21 protein-coding genes are annotated in these 22157 nt (G+C 30.6%); 1 reads left to right on the top strand and 20 read right to left on the bottom strand.

Annotation, left to right across the window (positions count from 1 at the left end):
• Nucleotides 1–110: 110 nt before the first annotated feature.
• A complete protein-coding gene (locus tag B2P65_RS14310) occupies nucleotides 111–1121 on the top strand; it encodes a hypothetical protein (RefSeq protein WP_346876698.1) in 1011 nt (336 codons plus the stop codon).
• Nucleotides 1122–1326: 205 nt separating this feature from the next.
• Here B2P65_RS14310 and B2P65_RS14305 read toward each other — a convergent pair whose 3' ends face one another.
• From B2P65_RS14305 to B2P65_RS14210, 20 genes are all read right to left on the bottom strand, one after another.
• A complete protein-coding gene (locus tag B2P65_RS14305) occupies nucleotides 1327–2643 on the bottom strand; it encodes a tetratricopeptide repeat protein (protein ID WP_346880375.1) in 1317 nt (438 codons plus the stop codon).
• 160 nt (nucleotides 2644–2803) lie between these two features.
• On the bottom strand, nucleotides 2804–3829 hold the full coding sequence (locus tag B2P65_RS14300; protein ID WP_346847785.1) for a DUF4652 domain-containing protein: 1026 nt from the start codon (nucleotides 3827–3829) through the stop codon (nucleotides 2804–2806).
• 17 nt (nucleotides 3830–3846) lie between these two features.
• Nucleotides 3847–4401, bottom strand: coding sequence for a sigma-70 family RNA polymerase sigma factor (locus tag B2P65_RS14295; protein ID WP_346876700.1), 555 nt, complete (start codon nucleotides 4399–4401; stop codon nucleotides 3847–3849).
• 389 nt (nucleotides 4402–4790) lie between these two features.
• A complete protein-coding gene (locus tag B2P65_RS14290) occupies nucleotides 4791–6545 on the bottom strand; it encodes a methyl-accepting chemotaxis protein (RefSeq protein ID WP_346880374.1) in 1755 nt (584 codons plus the stop codon).
• Nucleotides 6546–6706: 161 nt separating this feature from the next.
• Nucleotides 6707–8245, bottom strand: coding sequence for a citrate lyase subunit alpha (gene citF / locus B2P65_RS14285; protein ID WP_346876702.1), 1539 nt, complete (start codon nucleotides 8243–8245; stop codon nucleotides 6707–6709).
• Nucleotides 8246–8269: 24 nt separating this feature from the next.
• Nucleotides 8270–9139 (bottom strand): HpcH/HpaI aldolase/citrate lyase family protein, encoded by an 870-nt coding sequence (locus B2P65_RS14280; protein WP_346876703.1) that lies wholly within the window; start codon nucleotides 9137–9139, stop codon nucleotides 8270–8272.
• Nucleotides 9140–9150: 11 nt separating this feature from the next.
• Nucleotides 9151–9414: a citrate lyase acyl carrier protein gene (gene citD / locus B2P65_RS14275; RefSeq protein WP_150845895.1), complete on the bottom strand. Its 264-nt coding sequence runs from the start codon at nucleotides 9412–9414 to the stop codon at nucleotides 9151–9153.
• Nucleotides 9415–9438: 24 nt separating this feature from the next.
• Entirely contained in the window at nucleotides 9439–9996 is a 558-nt protein-coding gene (locus tag B2P65_RS14270) for a Fe-S-containing hydro-lyase (protein WP_150845894.1), read from the bottom strand.
• Between the two features lie 16 nt (nucleotides 9997–10012).
• Nucleotides 10013–10855: a fumarate hydratase gene (locus B2P65_RS14265; protein ID WP_346880373.1), complete on the bottom strand. Its 843-nt coding sequence runs from the start codon at nucleotides 10853–10855 to the stop codon at nucleotides 10013–10015.
• 161 nt (nucleotides 10856–11016) lie between these two features.
• Complete coding sequence (locus B2P65_RS14260; RefSeq protein WP_035133370.1) at nucleotides 11017–12261, bottom strand: methylaspartate ammonia-lyase; 1245 nt, start codon at nucleotides 12259–12261, stop codon at nucleotides 11017–11019.
• Between the two features lie 71 nt (nucleotides 12262–12332).
• Nucleotides 12333–13787: a methylaspartate mutase subunit E gene (locus tag B2P65_RS14255; RefSeq protein WP_035133368.1), complete on the bottom strand. Its 1455-nt coding sequence runs from the start codon at nucleotides 13785–13787 to the stop codon at nucleotides 12333–12335.
• A gap of 21 nt (nucleotides 13788–13808) precedes the next feature.
• The gene (gene glmL, locus B2P65_RS14250; protein WP_346847792.1) at nucleotides 13809–15203 is read right to left on the bottom strand and encodes a methylaspartate mutase accessory protein GlmL; all 1395 of its coding nucleotides are present in this window, start codon (nucleotides 15201–15203) and stop codon (nucleotides 13809–13811) included.
• Nucleotides 15204–15275: 72 nt separating this feature from the next.
• Complete coding sequence (gene glmS, locus B2P65_RS14245) at nucleotides 15276–15689, bottom strand: methylaspartate mutase subunit S (protein WP_150845891.1); 414 nt, start codon at nucleotides 15687–15689, stop codon at nucleotides 15276–15278.
• Between the two features lie 17 nt (nucleotides 15690–15706).
• Nucleotides 15707–16678, bottom strand: a complete 972-nt coding sequence (locus B2P65_RS14240) for a winged helix-turn-helix domain-containing protein (protein WP_346847793.1) — start codon at nucleotides 16676–16678, stop codon at nucleotides 15707–15709.
• Between the two features lie 141 nt (nucleotides 16679–16819).
• Nucleotides 16820–17479 carry an N-acetylmuramoyl-L-alanine amidase CwlD gene (gene cwlD, locus B2P65_RS14235; RefSeq protein WP_346880372.1) on the bottom strand — a complete coding sequence of 220 codons (660 nt, stop codon included), beginning with the start codon at nucleotides 17477–17479 and terminating at the stop codon, nucleotides 16820–16822.
• A 202-nt stretch (nucleotides 17480–17681) separates the two neighbouring features.
• On the bottom strand, nucleotides 17682–19307 hold the full coding sequence (locus tag B2P65_RS14230) for a Na/Pi cotransporter family protein (protein ID WP_346847795.1): 1626 nt from the start codon (nucleotides 19305–19307) through the stop codon (nucleotides 17682–17684).
• Nucleotides 19308–19601: 294 nt separating this feature from the next.
• Nucleotides 19602–19994 (bottom strand): 30S ribosomal protein S9, encoded by a 393-nt coding sequence (gene rpsI, locus B2P65_RS14225; protein ID WP_035133359.1) that lies wholly within the window; start codon nucleotides 19992–19994, stop codon nucleotides 19602–19604.
• A gap of 26 nt (nucleotides 19995–20020) precedes the next feature.
• Nucleotides 20021–20455, bottom strand: coding sequence for a 50S ribosomal protein L13 (gene rplM, locus B2P65_RS14220; protein ID WP_035133357.1), 435 nt, complete (start codon nucleotides 20453–20455; stop codon nucleotides 20021–20023).
• A 142-nt stretch (nucleotides 20456–20597) separates the two neighbouring features.
• Nucleotides 20598–21332 (bottom strand): tRNA pseudouridine(38-40) synthase TruA, encoded by a 735-nt coding sequence (truA, locus tag B2P65_RS14215; protein WP_035133355.1) that lies wholly within the window; start codon nucleotides 21330–21332, stop codon nucleotides 20598–20600.
• A 26-nt stretch (nucleotides 21333–21358) separates the two neighbouring features.
• Complete coding sequence (locus B2P65_RS14210; protein WP_346847796.1) at nucleotides 21359–22156, bottom strand: energy-coupling factor transporter transmembrane component T; 798 nt, start codon at nucleotides 22154–22156, stop codon at nucleotides 21359–21361.
• Nucleotide 22157: the final 1 nt, after the last annotated feature.

Below are 22157 nucleotides of genomic sequence, written 5' to 3'. Positions count from 1 at the left end.
CCAAAAATATTTTAATTAAATAAATGTTAATAACTACGAATATTTTAGTTTTAACTTTAATATAAAGAATTATAATATATTTTTTACAAATACAAAGGGGGATGCTGTAAGTGAGTGGAAAAAAAATTAAAATAGACAACATAGTAATGAAATATTTATGCTTTTTTATTATAGGTATAATTTTGTTTTTTATGAGTTATGGTTTTTTTAGTAAGTTTTCTTTTAACAAAGAAGAAAGATATATTTCTAACACTATGAAATCTATATGGAAGGTTAATAATAGCTGTAAAATCCTAATAGATAATAATATAGATGTTGAAAAAGCTCTTAGTGTTTTAACCAAAATGAAAGCTGACTTGATAGATATATCTATAGATTTAAATTCAAACCCTTCTGCTAAAGAAGTAATCTCACCAGAAAATTATGAGAATTTATCTAAGGGCCTAAATGAAAATATTCTCATTATAGAGCAACTTGAAGCAATGCTGAAAAATCCTAATGGAAGTGATATTCAGCTAGCAGTTAATAATTTAAAAGCCTTCAGAGATGCTACAGAAAACTATTATGACTTAATCAAGCTAAAAAAAGATTATAATTATGATTTAGGTGTTCCTATGTATTCAGTAATTGATTCAACTATAGACTATTGTATATCTTCTAATAATTTAAAGAAAATATCTGATTTAAAATCATCAGATATTACTAAATTTATTCATACTTTAAGAGAGCTAGTTATATCACTAGATAGCTTAAAATATAACTTCTATGAAGATGTCTTAAAATGTCGTAGTGGCAATATGACCTATGAACTTTTAATTTCTAATATAGATGATACTTCTAAAAAATTAGCTTCAGTACAAAACATTTTATCTCAAATGTCTATACCTGATGATTTTTCATCACTATATAAAGATTTTACGGAAGTTGTATCTTCATATAATGACTACTTATATGAAATTAAGTATGCTATTTTAACTGAAAAAGTTCGTAGAGATAGTAAGGATGTAAGAGAAGATTTTATGGACTCACTTTATGCTTCAAGTAATGAAGCCTATGATAAAATAGAAAAAATGTATAAAAATTTTACTAAGGAGTATAATAACCTAAATAGCAATTACTGAAAAAGGAGATGAATTATATGAAAAAATTCATTTTGATTCTTTTACTTTTCTGTAACATCATTATCGTATCTCCATATCACATAGATACCCTTAATAGAGTTAATCCTACTAGAATAGAAGTCTAATAACTTTAAAATAAAAATAGAGAGAATGGAGCTATAAAGTAGCCCATTCTCTCTATTTATGGTAGAACTATAAATAGGTTCTATTTTAATATAGCCTTTATCCTACTATTGTTATATTCTGATTTGCTAAATCTATTAGTAAGAATTTTAGCATATTTTTTTGACTTTTCTTTATCTATTCCCTCATTATTTATTGCTAGAGAGTAAAGACATTGTTCTATATATGAACCATTTTTTTCATACTTGTCTACATATATCTCATAATACTTATTTGCATTTTCTATATCTTCTAAACCTTCATAGGAACTGGCCATCATAAATAGTATATGTTCATTTAGATACATACCCTCACTATATTTATAAACTAAGGTGAAGTTCTTTATCGCATTATCATATCTCTTATCTGCAATATAACTAACTCCGTTTTCATATAAGGACAATACTCCTTTTTCCTTTATTAAAGTTACTGCATTTTGAGCTATGTTCCTATCATTTATACTTAAACTTTCTATATCATATTTTTCTATGTATTTAATAATGTTTTCATAGTCTTTCGCTCTTACGTAGGATTTTAATGTACTTACATTAAAACTTTCATTTTCAATATTAGAACTCTCATTTTTTTCTATTTCTTTTTTAATTTCATCACTTTCTGATTCTTTATGAGAATTCCCCTCTATTTTTTCACTATTTCCTTGGAAATTGTCTAAATTTGTTTTATCCTTATTAATTGCTTCATTCTTTTTTTCTTGTTTGATTTGTAACCATTGATGAGTTTTGTTGTATCCTTTAAATATTCCAATGCCTATTAATAATACAATACACACTGCAACTATACTTGTTCCTAATACCACCATAAACTTCTTAAATTTTACCCTAGTCTCTTTGGGTATAAAATTTAATTCTATTAACTGCTTTTTTAAGCTTAAAGCTTCTGGATTATGTTTATCAATAGTTAAAATATCCTCTATATATTTAACAGCTTTATTATGCTGCCCTAATTGCATATGGCACTTAGCTATGTATTTCCAAAGATTTATACTGTTAAAATGGGAACTTTCACACTTTAGAAAACACCTTAAAGCATCTTTTACCTTAAATTCATTAAATAGATGTACACCTTGACTAAATATATATATATCCCCTTCATCATGTCTAGAATCATCTAAATACTTTTTAGATACCATATCTCCATTTAATTTATAGCTTAACTTCCAAAGAGTCTTTGCTTCTTCTAATTGTCCACGAATATAATATATTAGTCCCTTTAAATTCAATGTAGGAGAATGACTTCTATCTTTGTTTAATACCCTATCACAATAATTTAATGCTTTATCTAATCTTCCATCACAATAAAAATCCATTGCCTTTTTATAAGTCTTATTTATATTAACCATCACTTCACCACTTATATTTTATTTTATAACTTATTATATATTTTATAGTATCTATTCCTATATATCTTTTTACAACTAATTTTATCATGTTACTAGTTTTATTATCAATAACTATGAATAAGAAAAAAGGTATTGCAACCTTTAGTTGCAATACACTATCTTATTCTATTTCTATTACATCTCCAAGAATATAATTGTCAAAAGTTTTAGATTTGTCTTCTTTATCATTCATCATGTCATCTAAATAAAGAACATATTTTAATATTAAGCTATCATCTTTTCTTGTTATAGATACAAACCGCTCTTTATCCTTAGCCGTAGCTATAAGCATTTGTTCACCTGTGGTTACATCTACGATTATAATACGTTCACCATTAACTAATGTTCCATATCCTAAACCATGAACTATCATAAGATGAGTGTCATCATACCAACTTATTGATAGTGGTGATTGCTGACTTTTTTTCTCTATTGCAGTATACTCATACATCTTATTTGTAGACGTATCTTTTACATAAAGTATACCTATTCCCTCTTCTATAGCCTTTTCTCCTTTACCTTCTATACTAGCTTCATATTTACCATCTTCTGTAGCTATAAATGGTGTATTAAAAGTTAACTCCTTAGACATAGTCACTTCCGCTTTACTATATAAGTCAACAATATTCACATTTACTGATTTCTTTATATCATCACTAGTCTTTTCTTCATTTGATGATGTCTCTGGAACGCTTTCTATAGGTTCGTTACTGTTGTTTTCTTCTGCAATTTCAGATTTAACTATATTTTCTTGCTTAGTAGAATTCTCTTCCTTTCCTGATGAAGCTGCTGAAAATATTTCTTTACCATCCATTAATTTCATAGCTACAGGAGTAACTATAACCCCTAATAAAAATGCAGCTGCAATAGCTAATGCTCCTTTGTATTTTCTTTTCATTCCTCTTCTCCCCCTTGTATATTTATTTTTATCTATACTCTCCATTATTTTTTCTGTAGAGTTTTTAAAGTTAATGTTTTCATAAGAAAAGGCCTCTTTAAAAGTTTTATATTCTAAAACTTCTTTGTCATAATCATCTTTACAACTTTGGCAGGTTAAAAGGTGACTCCTCATTTCTTCATCTGCTTCGGCTGACAAATTTTCTTCAATATATTCTGTTAACTTATCTTTGAACTGACTACATTTCATTGTGACTCCTCCTAACCTTACTTGCAAAAGACTTTGAATCCATCTCTTACTTTATAGTATCTCCTTTTCACAGTAGTTTCTGTAATATCTAGAGTTTCACCTATATCTCTAAAAGTTAAATTCTGAGAATACCTTAAATTTAATATTTGCTTATCAACTTGATCTAGAGTTTTTATATATTTATTTACATTTTCTTTTACTTCTAAATATTCTAAAGATTCTTCCGGTCCCATCTCAGAAGATGATATATTATATGCTTCATCAATATCACTTTCATAAACCTTTCTATATTTCCTCATATAATCTATGGTTTTATTTTTTGCGATCTGCAAAACCCAATTTATAAAACTATATTTATTATTATACATATCTAATTTATTATATACAGTTATAAATACCTCTTGAGTAATATCCTCACTTGCTTCCTTCTGTTTTATCATTCCATAAATAAATCTAAGTATATTAAGCTGATATTTCTCGACTATAACTTGAAAACTATCTACGTCTCCCTTTAATACATTGCTTACAAGAATGGCATCTTCTACAGGAGCTCTTCCTTGCGATTCTTTCATCTTCTTCCCTCTCTTTATATAAATAATACGATATTAATTTAATAAAGTTTACTTTATTAATAAGTTGACTAAAAATTTTATTATAATATTAGGACAGACAAATTAATATAATAAATAACATACTTATTATTATAATTCCTGCTATTAATGTGGTATTATAGGCATACTTGCCTCCATTATATTCTCTTTTTCATACATTCTTAAAAGGATCTTTTAACTTAGACATTGAAAAACCTCCTAAGTAAATAATTTACTTTCTCCTTATATGTTATCATAGTAGCACTGTAAATAAAATCTTTATTCCCCATTTTGTATTGTAATATAAATTCTAATTGCAATATAAAAAAAGTCTTCATTAATAATTTATAATGAAAACTTTATTATATAACTTATATTGTAAATTTAGATATAATCACTTTTAATCCCCTAGCACTTTCTTCATTTCGCAACATCTGATTTTCTATCTCTCCAATATTGATGTATAAACAACTGGTCTTTTCTACAACTTCAACTATACCTGTTGATCCTTTATTTACTGTTTCACTTATATTTACCATGGAACTTGTTATAGTAGATACAACAGCCTTTAATTCTTTTGCCATGTGACTAAATCTTTCTGTTAACTCATTTATAATTATAGAATCTCTATTATATTTTTCCCCTATGATGTACATTTTTTTATAGTCTTTAATTATTATATCATCTATAAATTTTAAAATCTTATTGGAGCTTATAGATAGAGTATCTACAGATTCCTTAACATTTTTAATTACCTGTTGCATATTTTCTACGGTAACTCTTGAATGTTCCGCTAAATTTCTAACTTCATTTGCAACCACAGTAAAGCCTTTACCGTACTCACCCGCTCTAGCTGCTTCTATAGATGCATTTAAAGCTAGTAAATTTGTTTGATTTGCAATATCTAATATTGATCCTGATAAATTTTCTATCTCACTGACGGATTTAGATTTTTCCAAAGCTTCTATGAGATTTTTCTTTGTTTCTTCTAATATTTGAAGTGCCTTCTTGTTAGATACCTCCACATTGTCTTTTAATTCATTAGCCCTCCCTCTAATATCTATTGCAGTTTTCTCTCCTTCTTTAGCCTTATGGGTTATATCATTTATAAAACTCTCTACTCCTAAAGATAAACCACTAACCTCATTAGAGTTTACTGCCGCTTCCTCAATGGCCATGGAAATTTCATCTACAGTATTCGTTGTTCTTTCTGCATTCATATGAAGCTCTTTTATATACCTAGCTGTATCCCTAGAAGAGCTTAAAACATTATCTGAGGAATTATTAACTTCCACTATTATCTTTCTTATATTATTCATAAACACATTGATAGCTTGTGATAATTCTCCTATTTCATCTCCTGACTCAACAATTATATCTTGAGTTAAATCACCACCTTTATTTACTAATTCATTTATCTTCCCCTTTAATCTATTTAATGGATATACAATTGAAATTGTTAAATATATACACACTACAATAGTAAATAAAATTATTCCAAAAGTTACGCCTATAAATGTAATTAATACTATTTTATAACGTTCATTAGCTTCTTTATTTATACTGTCTAAATAAATTAAATTCTTTTGTTTAAGTTCATCAATAGAGCTTATCAATTCATCAAATTGATTTTTAGATTTTCCCTTAATTAAAGTTAAAACATTTCTCATTTCTTTATTTTTTTTATTTATTTCTATAACTTCATTGTTAACCTCTAAGTAAACTTTAAGTTTTTCTTGTATATTTTCAATATCCTTTTTTTCACTATTGCTATCACAATAATTAAAATAATCCTCTAAAATTAATTGTATATTTCCTTTTGATTCTTTCATTTCTTGTTCTATTCTATTTTTTTCTTCTGAAAATGTCTCCATTATATATCCATATTCTTTAGTTCTAAAATTTAAAACATGATAACTAAGTTCATCTGACTTTTGAATTTTACCACCATATATACTTGATATACCTTCTATACTATTATGTAATTTCATCATTTGAAATATAGAATATACTCCAAATATTATTGTACTAATGCTTAATACTGATAAAGCTAAAATTAATCTGGTCTTGATGTTAAACTTTTTCTTAAATATTCTATTGAATTTTAATTTTTCTTTAGGCCACATTATTTCATCACTCTTTCTTATTTTATTTAACAATATAAATTTAACTTATTGCCAAATAATTTTGTACTTATATTAAGAAAATTTAAACTTCCTAACCGAGATTTAACACAAAAAATAACGCCTATCTAAGAATAAAATATCTTAGACAGGTGTTATTTTATTTATAATGTTTTTCTAACTACATCTATAACAGTTCCATCCCTATATTCTACAACTGCAACTATATCCTTAGATAATTCTATTGCTTTAGGAGTACCTGTTATTTTTTCAGCTATTTCCTTTAATTCCTCTATAGTTACCACATTAAGGTTTGCTTCTTTTAATTTTTCAATTAAATCAACCCTCTTAGGGTTAACAGCTATTCCTCTTTCAGTTACTATTACATCAATAGTTTCACCTGGAGTAGTTATAGTAGTCAACTTATCCTTTATTATTGGTAACCTTGCCTTAGTTAGTTTTGTTACTATTATAGTAAGTTTAGAGCCTGCTGCGGTGTCTGCATGACCACCAGAACCCCCCATTATAGTTCCATCTGAAGCAGTAGTAACATTTACATTAAAGTTTGTATCTATTTCTGTTGCTCCAAGTATTACTATATCTAAGTTATTTACTACAGCTCCTTTGTTATGAGCATTTCCATACATAGAAGCTGACATAGTTATATGTTTTTCATTTTTATCACAAGACTCTACTGCCTTTAAATCAAAACATTGTACATCTAGTAAACTTTGGAATAATCCTTCTTCAAACATATCTACAATATAGCCAGTTATTCCACCAGATGCAAAACTACCTTTGATTTCATTCTTATTCATATATTCTCTAAGCTCTGCAGCTACAGCTAGAGATATTCCTCCAGCTCCTGTTTGAAATGACATACCTTCTTTAACTAGTCCTGAAGCTATCATAGTATCTAAAGCATTCTTTGCAATTTTAAGGCCTATAGGATCCTTTGTAATTTGTGTAGTTCCTGATACTATTCCTGCCGGATTTCCTATAGAATCTACCTTAACTACATAATCTACATAAACTTGGTTTATTTCCATTGGGAAGTTTGGATATGGCACTAAGTTGTCTGTAATAGCTATTACAGTGTCTGCATATTCTGAATCAGAAACTGCATATCCTAAAGCACCACAAGCAGATTTGCCAGTAAGTCCATTTATATTACCGTACATATCACTAGAAGGTGCTGCTAAAAAGGCTATATCGATATGTAAATCTCCACTTTCAATAGCTCTTGATCTTCCACCATGGGTATGCATTATAGCTGGATATTTTAATTTTCCCTGTGATATAGCATCTGCTACAGGTCCTGATATATAATTTGCATATATTTTAGATACAGTACCATCTTCAATATAAGCAACTAGCGGCTTATGAGTTGGAAATATAGAACTTGCTGCCACAGTTAAATTCTTTATTCCTCTTTTAGCCATGGATTCTACAACCATGTTAAGAATATAATCCCCATTTCTTAAGTGATGGTGAAAAGATATACACATTCCATCCCTAATTTCCACTTTATCTAAAACTTCTTCTAAAGAATTTACTAACTTTGCATCTCCAGGAACTACAGGTTTAATCTTTGCTGACACCTTTTTTAAAGGATTCATATTTTTAAAAGCACCTTCAAAAATCTTTACATTTCCGTATCCATCTATATACTCCGGAATTTCTCTTCCTAATACATTCTTCATATTATTATCACCTCAATCCCCTCATTAAATAAGGCCTAGTTTTTTACTTAATTCTACAGTGGTTTTTGCTCTATTTATAACTGGTGCATCTACCATTTTACCATCTAGAGAAAATACTCCCTTACCTTCTCTTTCAGCTTCTTCCATAGCATCTAATACCCTTTGAGCATGGATTATCTCCGCTTTAGTTGGAGCATATACTTGGTGTATTGTATCAATTTGTCTTGGATTAATTGATGCTTTGCCAGTCATTCCAAGGGATTTTGCAAGTAGAGTATCCTTTTCTAATCCTTCAAAGTCATTAGTATCTGTAAATGGAGTATCAATAGCCCCTACTCTCATAGCCTTGCAAGCTACAGCTACCCTGTTTCTAGCATAAAATATCTCACTGCCTTCTTTAGTTCTCTTAATTCCCATATCAGAAGTTAAATCTTCTCCACCTAAAAGAACTGCTACTATTCTGTCTGATGATTTTATAATGGTATATACATTTTCAACACCATAAGCACTTTCCACTATTGGTATTAACCTTATAGCTTTGTCTTCAAAGCCTTCTTCTTTTTCTATTTTTTCAAGTCTACTACTAATCTCTATAAGTTCATCTTCCGTTGCCTTTGGAACCATTAGTGCATCTGGCTTAACTCTTCCAATAACTTCTATATCCTCACTTGAAAATTCTGTAGTAAGTGGATTTATTCTAACTACCACCTCTACTCCACTATAATCAACATTTTTAATTGCTTCTCTAACAAGAATTCTAGCACTATCTTTTTCTGTAAGACTTACTGCATCCTCTAAATCAAGAATTATAGAATCTGAACCTAAGATTGCAGCATCTTGTAACATTCCTGGATTATTTCCAGGCATAAAAAGCATAGTTCTTCTTAATTTCATATTTATACCCCCTACTGCGCTCTTTTTACTGCAGTTTCAATTCTAGCTCTTATTGTATAATCAAGAGCCCCTTTATCTTGAGCTTTGACAATGGCATTTTTTACTTGTAAAGTATCTAAAGTTTCTCTAATAGCTCTTTCTATTTCTGCTCCAAATTGTTTCATAACCATACTCTCAAGTTCTATAGCTATTCCGCCCTCTTCGTTAGGCATGATTATAACGTATATATCATTGGATTCTAGGGTTCCAGCCTTTGAAATTTTATTAATTTCCATCTAAATCACCTCTACCTATAAAACTTATTTTTTACTACTTAAGTAAGCTTCTCTACCTACTTCATATAAATTATTTCCTTCTGAATCTATTACTACAACTATAGGTAAATCCTCTACTTCAAGTCTTCTTATAGCTTCAGCTCCTAAATCTTCATAAGTCACTATTTCTGCTTTCTTTACGCATTTACCAATAAGGGCTGCAGCTCCACCTATAGCTCCAAAGTATACAGCTTTATTCTTTTTCATAGATTCTATTACTTCAGCATTTCTTAATCCTTTACCAATCATTCCTCTTAAACCATGGTCTAAAAGTGCTGGTGTATATGCATCCATTCTATAACTAGTAGTTGGTCCTGCTGAACCTATGGCCATTCCTTCTTTTGCTGGAGTTGGCCCTACATAATATATAACAGCATCCTTTACATCTATAGGAAGTTCTTCTCCTTTTTCTAAAAGTTCTGCAAGCCTCTTATGAGCAGCATCCCTACCTGTGTATATAACTCCACTTAATAAAACACTGTCTCCAGCTTTTAAATCTTTTACCTTTTCTTCTGTTAGTGGTGTAGTTATTCTCTTTTCCATAAACCTTACCCCCTAATTATAGCTCTATTTCTGCATGTCTTGTAGCATGACAATTAATATTTACAGCTACTGGAAGGCCTGCAATATGAGTTGGATATGTTTCTATATTTACAGCTAATGCTGTTGTTTTCCCACCAAATCCTTGAGGCCCTATACCTAGTTCATTTATCATAGTTACTAGTTCCTCTTCTAACTCTGCGTAGAATGGATTTTCATTTCTTACATCTATGGATCTAATAAGTGCTTTTTTAGCAATTGTTGCTGCCTTATCAAAGGTTCCTCCAATTCCTACTCCAACAATTATTGGTGGACATGGATTTGGACCTGCTTCCTTAACTACTTTTATTATAAAATCTTTAACACCTTGAAGTCCATCAGAAGGTTTTAACATTTTTATTTGACTCATATTTTCAGAACCAAATCCTTTAGGTGCTACAGTGATTTTTAGCTTATCTCCTGGAACTATATTATAGTAGATCATAGCTGGAGTATTATCCTTTGTATTTACTCTATCTAAAGGATCCTTAACTACAGATTTCCTTAGGTAGCCATCCTTATATCCTTGTCTAACACCTTCATTTATTGCATCTTCTAGTGCTCCTCCAACTACCTGAACCTCTTGACCTATTTCTATAAATACACATGCCACACCAGTATCTTGACACATAGGCATATCTTCATTTTTAGCTATATCAGCATTGATTAATATTTTGTTTAATATTCCCTTTGCAATATCCCAATCTTCTTCCTCATGAGATTTTATAAGTCTGTTTTTAATATCATTACCTAGATAGTAATTTGCATCTATACATAATTTTCTTATAGCTTCTGTTATCTGTGAAACTTTAATTTCTCTCATATATAATCCTCCTAAACTCATTGATTAAATATATTATTTCAATATTAATTCACTAATACAGTTTAATTTAAATCCCATGAATAATATATCTCATTTTTATAATTATTATAAGTAAAAAGGCAGTTTTAATTAAACCGCCTTTTTACTATATACCTAATGTATTATTTATTTCTTCTATTTACTAAGGCAACAACCCTATTCATTTCATTGTTCACTATCATGTAACCTTCATCAACACCCATACCTGGCTTAGCTAAGCATTGGTCTGCTCCACAAGCCATAGCAATGTTAGTGCAAACTTCTGCTGATCTATTTGTTTCGTTACATGTTCCTCCACAGTAAGCTCCAACCTTTTTCTTCTTACAATACAATATAGCTTCTATTGTATTATTTACTCCTCCAAGATCTGGAGTTTTTATTTGGAGCATATGTCCTGAGTTGTTATCTGCAAAGAATGCTACGTCTTCATAAGTATTACACCATTCATCTGCAACTAATTCTACATTGATATTTCTATTATCAAGTTCATCTGTTAACTCTTTTAATGCTTCCATTTGTCTTTCTCTATGCTCTACATCCATTGGTCCTTCTATTCTTAATTTAAATGGTTTAGCAGCCTCTTCCAATGTTGCTATGTAGTCTGCCATTGCTTTTGTATCACAATCAAATGCAACTCCTATAGTTCCATAAACATCTATATGGAATATTGGGTTATAGTCTTCACTAGTTCTTAATTTTAAAACTCTATCACTTAACCACTTAACATATTCAAGAAGCTTTTCGCCCTTTAAGCCTAATTTCTCTTCTACATTGTTTATTAAAGCATGAGGTAAAACATCTGCTCCCTTGATAATCATCTTATCAGCGTTGTTGTATCTGTCATCTCCTGATTGAGTAAATATAGGAATTCTATTAATTTCTACTCCAGTATTATATTCATCTCTTACAACTTCAGCCATAGTAACTTTTTTAGCTTTTGCTACACCATCAAGGATAGCTTGAGTTACTCCATATCTTATAGCTGTATGAAGTCTTTTTCCATTTACCAACATTTTATCAAATTCTTCAGCTAAACATTTAAAGTTAGTTAATTCTCTACCTATAAGTTTTGGTGCTATTTCCTTTTCTATAACTGGTATGAAATCTTTAGCTAAGAATAATGGATCACGTCCACCTGCTCCTGAATATTGAACAGCTGCACAATCACCGTGTGCTACTTGACCATCTTCAAGTATTAACATTACAGATATAGATTCTCCTGCTTGTCTTATAGATGTAAATCCTTCAGTTACTGGCTCTCCAATATAAGTAAATCCATCATGACCAGCTCCAGCTTTTATTGCTCTTTGGTCATCAAAATAAAATCCAGTTCTTCCTGCAGAACATACTACATCAACAATTTTCATTTAAATACACCTTGCTTTCTATAATTTAAGAATTTTATATTAGTTTATTGTTAGCTTATAAATTATAAATGTTATTTTTCTGGTCTTCCAACAAGCTTTCCTTTTCCTACAGCAAATATATCATCTATTGTCATTTGGAATCCAACTGGACGATTTTCGTATTTTCCTCTTTCGTCTAGCTTCTTCATATTGAAAGCTTTAAGCTCTGCTGTAAATGGAACATTTCCAAATTTAAGATATCTTACTGCTCCATTATTATCTCTTGCAGGCATCATTTTACCAGCGTTATATTTACTTGGTGCAAATGGAATATCTATAACTCCCATATCAAAGCCTTTAACAGCACCTTTCGCTAAGTCACCATTTCCTACTTCGTATAACTTATCTACCATGCATCTTGTTTCAGCTTTAATTATAGCAATTTCAGTTCTAAGTTCATCAGATAAGTGCATTTGTTGACCTTTTAATAAGTTTAAAGTCATTTTAGTTGCTCTTATACCTTGAGCATTTGCTTCTTTAGTTGGTATGCCTATAGCTTCATGTGGAGTTTTAACTATAACTTTTGTAGCTCCTGCTAATGCTGCAGCTGCTGCTCCAGTAGATATAACACCAAAAGCCTTAGCTTCATCAGCTGGGAAGCCTCCCATCCATTGATGGAATACTGTTGTTAGGTAAACATCACCATAACCATAAGCTCTTAAGTAATCGCTACATTGCTCTTCAAGTGCTCTAATTGCTGCTACGTCTTGTATTAAGTTACCACACTGACCATATCCAACTGTAATATTCTTAACACCTTGTTCTGCTGCAAGTAGTGCTTCTACTATTGCAACTGCATTAGATGTACTTGGTGGTACTAAAGTTCCTGTTAATGGACCAAATGGCTCTCTATTAATAGATATACCTTGCTCTTCATAGAAACCTACTAATCTATCACAATATTGCCAATCAAGAATAGTTTTTTCTAGAGTAACACTTTTAGCATATGGTATATTATATGATATACCGCCACCTTCATTTGATGTCCAACCTGATGCATGAGTAATTTCTGCAAGTAATCTACCATCTGGAGTACCGTGTCTTGATTCTAATGGTAAGTTAACAGATTCAAATACTTGTCTACATCCTTTAACCCCGTGGTTAACCCCTGGAAATCCATTTAAAAGTGATCTTCTAGCTTTTATACTTTCTTGTATCCCAACTTCACATTCTTCATATCTATTTTGTCTTGTGTAACTATCTATTGTTGATGGTAGAAGATCCGCTCCACCTTCTTTGTCTAAGTAGTTTAGTAATTCTATGTGGCTATCTAATAAAGCTACACCGGCCCTAGGTTGAGCTAATGTTATGCCCGCTTCCTTTGCTTCCATTAATTTTTTAGCAAAGTTCTTGTGTGCTGGAATTTTTTTGTTGTAGTCTATAGCCTCCTGTAAATCTACTTCTTTACCTGTTGGCCATTGTGCTAAAACCTCTTCTCTTGTCTTAAAAAACTCTTCCTCGGTCCACTTTTTGTTTTTTAGTTCCACTTTAATTTACCTCCTAGTAATTTACACTTCCACTAAATATTTTTTCATTATTCTTATTGCTTTGTCAGGATAATCCTGAGCTAACAAACCCATTGATGATAATATATAAGTTTTATCTACTAAAGTTTTTGGATTTCTAGGTCTTAAAGAAGTAGCATTTTCTTTATTAAAGGTTCCTGCTTTCAATATTTCACCTGGATGTTTACTATGAACTAAAACGCCACCTGTACCAATCATATATTTTACATCCATAAGATCTTTTCCTAATTGATTATATACAGCTCCCATTGGAGTATATATGCATTCAACAGTGCCGCAGTGTCTTTCCATAGAAAGTTCTGTAGCTGCCTTTGCCATAGCTTCATCAAATTTTATATCTTCATCTGTTTCAGGTACCATTTTAATATTGCTATTCCTATATTTACATCTTTCTTCAATTTGTACTTTTCTATCTTTATCATTTAAATATGATCTAAGCTTTCTACTACCTGCAGCTTCCCAAAGAGACACAGCTGAATATCTCATACCTAAGTCACCTTCTACAGTTCTTTTTGCAAAAGGTTCCTCTAACCCCTTCATATTTACTCCACCCTTTGTTGGCTCTCCATATCCTATAGAGTGTACATCAGTAGTAGCTCCTCCTATATCAACAATGATTAAGTCTCCAATACCTTCTTCTTCATCAGTACCTTCTCCTAACACTCTAGCTGCTTTAAGTACAGCTGCTGGTGTAGGCATTAGTATACCATTTATATAATTTTCTGCGTTGGATAGTCCTTTTGCATCAGTTATCCTATCCATAAATACTTTTCTTATTTCTTCTCTTGCTGGTTCCACATTTAAAGCATTTAATTGAGGCATAACATTTTCTGTTATGCTGAAATAGAACCCAGCCTTTTGAAATATTTCTTTTATCTCATCATTAGCACTTTTATTTCCAGCAACAACTATAGGAAGATTGACATCTAAATCTACTAGCATCTTTGCGTTATGTAGAATACATTGTTTATTTCCTCCATTAGTACCACCGGCTAAAAGAATTATATCTACATCAGAATTTTTTATCTCTAATACTTCGTCCTTAGTTAATTCATAACTATATACTTTTATAACTCGAGCTCCTGCTCCTAAAGCAGCTCTCTTAGCAGCTTCTGCTGTAAGATCTGGCACAAGCCCAATTGCAACCATCTTTAAGCCTCCAGCTGCAGATGAACAAGCAAGTTTTTCAACAAAATTTACTTCTTTACCTTCTAGCTTATTCATTAGCTTATCATAAGCTTTATTAAATCCTATCATTATATCATCTTCGATAGTTGTTATGTCCTTTGCTGTAGCTAATATTTCTTCATTATCTATATCTACTGCAGTCAATTTGGTATAAGTACTACCAAAGTCTAAAAGTAAATATGCATTCATTTAAATCACTCCAGCTCTCTATTAAAACTCCAAGTAAAATCTACTTTAGTTAGTTAGTTTATGTGCTTCTGTCTATTCTATTCCTAAATCTTCTTTTAAGTCATGTATAGTAGTGTCTATACTTGTTCCTGGTGGATAAACTCTATTAAAGCCCATTGCTTTAAATCTTGAATAAACATCATCCCAATCTTGTTTACCTACAACTATGTTACCACCAACATAGATAAGGATATCTTTTAATCCTGATTCATCACACTTTTCTCTTAAGCCTCTACAGTCAATCTCTCCATGTCCATAAAGAGAAGAAACAATTATTGCATCAGCATTTGTTTCCACTGCAGCATTTATAAAGTCTTCTTGTGGTGATAGCACCCCAATATTGATGACTTCAAACCCTGCTTCTGTTAATGCATAATCCATGATTTTGTTACCTACAGCATGACAATCTGCTCCAATAACACCAAGAACTAATGTCTTCTTTTCCATTTTTAATTCCTCCTGAATTAATTTTTTTGATACTTTAATTCTACAATTTTTGACTTAAGTGCCTTCACTGATGTAGAGTCTAAGTTATAAGAAAACTCTATAAGCTCTTTATTTTCATGATTGAGCTTACAAACATCCTTATATCTACCTGGAGTTACTATTAGTACCTCCGATTTATCAATTATGTGTTTTAATTTAGCTTCTTCAGTTATACTAAAATACTCAACTGATAAATCTGAAAGACCTGCATTATCAAGTGCCGACTTAATTTTAAATATAAACTCTTCAGATAAACAAATAAAAGTAAACTTTGTTTCTGAAGGATGTCTAGCGATTCTTACAATGGATTCTAGATTAGGGTTTACTGCTACTCCCAGTATTTCCTTGTTCATGCCTTTTAAAAATCCATCTACATCATTTACATGGTTAAATGGTGATATAATTACTTCACAAGTCGAAAGCTTGTCCTTTGTGTCGTCACTCATTTTTTCTAAGTCTGTTAAAGTAAATGGTATCGTATTCATACTTGTTATTGATGTTATTTCTTTACTAAACATTCTCGCTTGCTCAATATTACATTCTACAAATGCTGAAGTAACTTTATTCATAACATCCTTTTTCTCACTAACCCTATTTGTTACTATGTCCAAAAAATCATCTGGATCTATACCGCATTCTAAAGCTTCTTCTAGAGCTAAATCCACAAATTTATTAATTTTCCTTCTACTATCATAACTTTGCCATGATACTACTTCTTCTGCTACGAAAGTCCCTTTTCCTCGAATAGATTTTAATACGCCCTTAGCTTCTAGTTCATTATAGGCAGCGCTAATGGTATTTCTACTAACAACTAACTCTTGAGACAATTCTCTTTCTGTCGGCATTTTACTTCCAACTCTCAAAGTTCCATCTTTTATAAGATGCATTATTTGTTTTTTTACTTGGATATAGAGAGGTATCCCATTTTTTTTATCAATTGTAATGTTCAAAATCTCATCTCCTGACCCTTTGGACCAATGGCTTAATCCAATCCTTAATCATAATATCATATGGACTAATCATTTGCAATTTCACATTTTTGTATATTCTATAAAGAGCCCACCTTTTATAGAAAAAGTAGGCTCTTATCTTTAATTTGCTCCTTCTTTCAAGTAAATGCTTATAGATTCAGCTAACGCATCTGCAATTTTCTTTTGATATTCTTCATCCTTTAACTTTTGATATTCTTCAGGATTACTTAGGAATCCGCACTCTACAATAACTCCTGCCATAGTATCATTTCCTCTCAATACTTTATATTGAGTGCCTGCAGCCTTTGCTTTTCTCTTATTGGACTGGTCCAATTTATCCTTTAATGTACCTTGCATGATATTTGCTAACCTTTCGCTTCCTTCATAATTTGAGTACCATACTTGAGCACCCTTACAATATGATTCTGGAAATGTATTTAGATGTATACTAACAAATATGTCACACTTTGTTTCTTCCTTCAAACTTACTCTTTTATTTAAGTCCTCATATTTTTTCTCTTTTACTGATTTTCCTTCAGTATAAAGTCCTATATCCTCTGTTCTTGTAAATTCAACCTTATATCCTTGACTTTTTAAATTTGCCCCTAATAGAAGTCCAATGTTTAGGTTTATACCCTTTTCTGTAGTTCCATCTTTAGATGAAGCACCTCCATCTATTCCTCCGTGACCTGGATCAATTAGTATTGTTTTATTTTTTTCTTGTTCTGATTCAGCATTTTTATAAGTTGTAACCACATTGTTTACATTAATTACAGACATGCATATGAATCCTAAAATAATTACTGTAAGTATTGATATTAATTTAGTATTCTTAATGGTTCCTCCCACCTTTTTTTTATTACTCTGTAATTATACTTATTCATAAATTCATACTATTATTCTTTTACCTATATAATAAAAACCTTTTGGATTCACATTATCCAAAAGGTTTTTAACATAAAAGCTATAAAAAACTATTAATTTAATTTTCATATATTATTTCAGCTATATTTATTGAGTGATCACCTATTCTCTCTAGATTGCTTATCAAATCCAAGAAAATTGTTCCCACTACAGCATTACATACCCCATTGTTTAATCTCTTTATGTGTGATGCTCTTAATTCTTTTTCTAGGGAGTCTATTCTTTCTTCTATTCCCCTTATACCTGCTGCTTTTTCTCTATTATAACTTTTAAAACAATCTATACTCATTTCTACTGCACTTATAGTATAGTCAAACATACCTTTTATTTCATTCATAGCATCTGGAGAAAAAGTCAACCTTTTAGTGATTCTTTCACTAGCAAGGTCTGCGATATTCTCTGCATGATCTCCTATACGCTCAATATCATTTACCACATGGAAATATGCAGCTAGTTCTGCTCTCTGTTCATCACCTAAATCTGAGTTAGATAACTTAACTAGATATCTTGTTATATCATGTTCTAATAGATTAATTATCTTTTCATTATTGTATGCTACCTTTATTAGCTCTTCATCTCCCTGTAAAAAAGAATTCATAGCTACTTTTAAATTTTCCTTTGCCTTCTCACCCATTCTTACTATTTCATTAGTTGTTTGACCAAAAGCTATTGCTGGAGTCTCTAGCAATCTTTCGTCTATATATTTAACACCCGGTACATCTTTTTCATCTTCACCAGGAATTATCTTATTAACAAAGGAAACAAGATATTTAATTAAAGGAAGTAATAGTAAGGTATTTACCACATTAAATAAGGTATGTGCATTTGCTATCTGTCTTGGTATAGCTTCAGCACCTACATCTGGACTTATTGATAAAACTATATTAGCTAAGAATGTAACTGGGATAATTAAGAATATAACAGCTCCTATAAGGTTAAATAACAAGTGAATAACTGCTGCTTTTTTTGCTGTTATTGAAGTTCCTATGCTAGATATTAATGCTGTTACACATGTACCAATGTTATTACCTAATAATATTGGTATTGCTACTGTTAATGGTAAACTTCCTGTAGATGCTAATGCTACTAGTATACCAGTAGAAGCTGATGAACTTTGAAGGACAGCTGTCATCATCATTCCTATTAAAAGACCTAATATAGTATGTCCTTCTAATTTTAGTATTAAATTTGTAAAGAATACTGAGTCCTTAAGCGGTGACATTGCACTTGACATAAGTTTTAATCCTAAAAATAATATACCAAATCCAAGGATAATTTGACCCAATTCTTTTACTTTTCTTTTGTTGCAAAAAAGTATCATAACTGCACCAATAGCTAAAAATACAGGTGCAAAAGCATCAAATTTAAATGTTATTAATTGGGCTGTTATTGTAGTACCAATATTAGCTCCCATTATAACAGATGTTGCTTGAAATAAATTCATAAGTCCTGCATTAACAAATCCAACAACCATTACTGTAGTAGCACTACTACTTTGAATAATAGCAGTGACAATGGTACCTGTTAGCACACCTTTCACTGGATTAGATGTTATTCTGTCAAAAATACCCTTCAGTTTATCTCCTGCTGCATTTTCAAGACCATCCCCCATAAGCTTCATCCCATATAGAAAAAGTCCTAATCCTCCTAAAAGGTTAATAATCAAAAATATGATATTATACATCAATTTACCTCCTACAATAAATCTCATTCCACAATATGTACTTTTTCTTTGTCCATTAAAATTCCATATTAATAATACACTATAATCAAAAACATGTTAATACTTATTTACATATTTAACACGAATTTAACATAACTTTTTATAAATATATTAAGTAATGTTATAATTTAAACTTCACTAATGATTATATATAAAATGAGTTTACCTAAAAATTTACACAAAATAAAAATAAGGAGTATATATTTACATATATACTCCTTATTTTTATATAACATACAGTTGTATGTACAAATATTATCTTTTTGAGAATTGAGAAGCTCTTCTTGCTTTTTTAAGACCGTATTTCTTTCTTTCTTTCATTCTTGGGTCTCTTGTTAAGAATCCAGCTTTCTTAAGTTCTGGTCTTAAGCTCTCATCAGCTTTTAATAAAGCTCTTGATATTCCGTGTCTGATAGCTCCAGCTTGACCTGTGTATCCACCACCGTGTACATTAACTAAAACGTCAAATTTGTCTTTAGTTCCTGTTAATACTAATGGTTGGTTAACTATGAATTTTAATGTATCTAATCCAAAGTAGTTATCCATATCTCTTTTATTTATTACAACTTTACCTTCACCAGGTACAAGTCTTACTCTAGCAACTGATTTCTTTCTTCTACCTGTTCCAAAATGTTGAACTTTTGCCATTATTTATTCCTCCTTACAATACTATATTAGTATTTTAATTCTAATACTTCTGGTTTTTGAGCATGATTTTTGTGCTCTGGTCCTCTGTAAACTGTTAGCTTCTTAGCCATTTGTCTTCCAAGAACTCCTTTTGGAAGCATTCTTCTTACAGCTTCTTCAAATACAAATTCTGGTTTCTTAGCTAATGCTTCTCTGTAAGGGATCTCTTTTAATCCGCCTGGGTATAATGAGTGATGTCTTAACATTTTTTGATCTAATTTCTTTCCTGTTAAAACAATTTTCTCTGCATTTACAACTATTACGTGATCTCCAGTATCTACATTTGGAGTAAATTCTGGTTTATTTTTACCTCTTAATATAGAAGCTATTTGACTTGCAGCTCTACCTAAAGTCATTCCTTCAACGTCTACTACATACCATTTTCTTTGTATTTCACTTGGTTTAGCTAAGTATGATTTCATCTTACTACCTCCCTGATTTTTAACAATTATAATTCTATGGATAAAGATCCGGGGCTAATGGATCTTACACACAAATATTTATTATACGAACAAAATTCATTATAATACAATTTCCCGGGTGTGTCAATGATTTTTACTATTATTAATAATAAACTTCAATTAAACATAAACCTTGGGGTGAACATGTTTTGCCTGCTTTTTTTCGATCTCTACTTAATATTATTTTAGGTATATCTTCTGCTTTTATTTTTCCATTTCCTGCATCTATAAGCGTTCCTATCATAATTCTTGCCATATTATATAAAAATCCATCAGCAGCTATATATACTTTGATATAGTGTTCGTTCTTAACTATATCAACTTTACTAATAGTTCTTGTAGTCGTTTTAACTGAACTTCCAATATTCCTAAAAGCTTCAAAATCATGAGTTCCTATAAAAAATTTTGCAGCATCCTTCATTTTCTCTATATCTAAACTCTTTTTATAGTGATATGAAAAATTTCTACATATGGGCATTCTTACTTCTGTATTTAGTATTGTATAGCAATACATCTTCCCTTTTGAATCATATCTAGCATGAAAATCATCATGAACTTGTGAGGACTTAATTACAGATATATCTTCTGGTAATACATGATTTAATGCTTCTCTAAACTTTTCTACAGGAATATTACTACTAGTCTTAAAATTACACACATATCCTTTAGCATGTACTTTACTATCGGTTCTGCTACAACCAATCACTTCAACTTTTTCCCCAGTGATCTTAGAGATTGCATTTTCAACTGTTCCTTGAATGGTTTCTCCCTTAGGCTGTTTTTGCCACCCCATATAATTAGTTCCATCATATTCTAGTATTAACTTAATGTTTTTCATATATATATCCCTTTATTCTACTACATCTAAAATCTCATATATATAACTATTATAGTTAATGCAGACATAACAATCATTCCTACATAATCTCTCGAAGTTACTTTCAGTATCTTCATTCTAGTTCGGCCTTCTCCACCTCTATAGCATCTAGCTTCCATTGCCATTGCTAATTCATCAGCTCTTCTAAAGGAGCTAATAAATAGCGGTACAAGTAGTGGTATAAGGCTTTTAGCTCTATTAACTATACTTCCACTTTCAAAATCTGCACCTCTTGCCTTTTGAGCCTTCATTATTTTATCAGTCTCATCCATTAAAGTAGGTATAAATCGTAGTGCTATAGTCATCATCATGGCAAGTTCATGAGCTGGTACACCAATTTTCTTAAATGGTCCTAGTAATTTTTCTATTCCATCAGTAAGTTCTATTGGTGATGTAGTTAATGTTAATAGAGATGTTCCTATAATAAGAAAAGTAAGTCTTAATATCATAAATATAGCTGTTACTATACCTTCTTTATATATTTTAACAAATCCCCATTGCCATAATAATACGTTACCTCTAGTTAAAAACACATTAAATAGTGCCGTTATTATCATTAATATAAATATAGGCTTTAATCCCTTATATATATATCTAAATTGAATCTTAGATACAATTATAGCCATCATTGTAAATATAAAAATAACAATATATCCTGAGAACTCTTTTATTAAAAATAAGTCTATTATAAAGAGTAAGGAAAATAGTATTTTTACCCTAGCATCTAATTTATGGACAAATGACTCTCCAGGTATATATTGGCCTATGGTAATATCTTTAATCATA

This window comes from Clostridium sp. UBA3061, from assembly GCF_002367465.1.
In the GTDB taxonomy this organism is placed as follows: domain Bacteria; phylum Bacillota; class Clostridia; order Clostridiales; family Clostridiaceae; genus Clostridium_J; species Clostridium_J sulfidigenes.
Note: the sequence above shows the minus strand (reverse complement) of the source record. Positions and strands in the feature narration are given on the sequence as shown.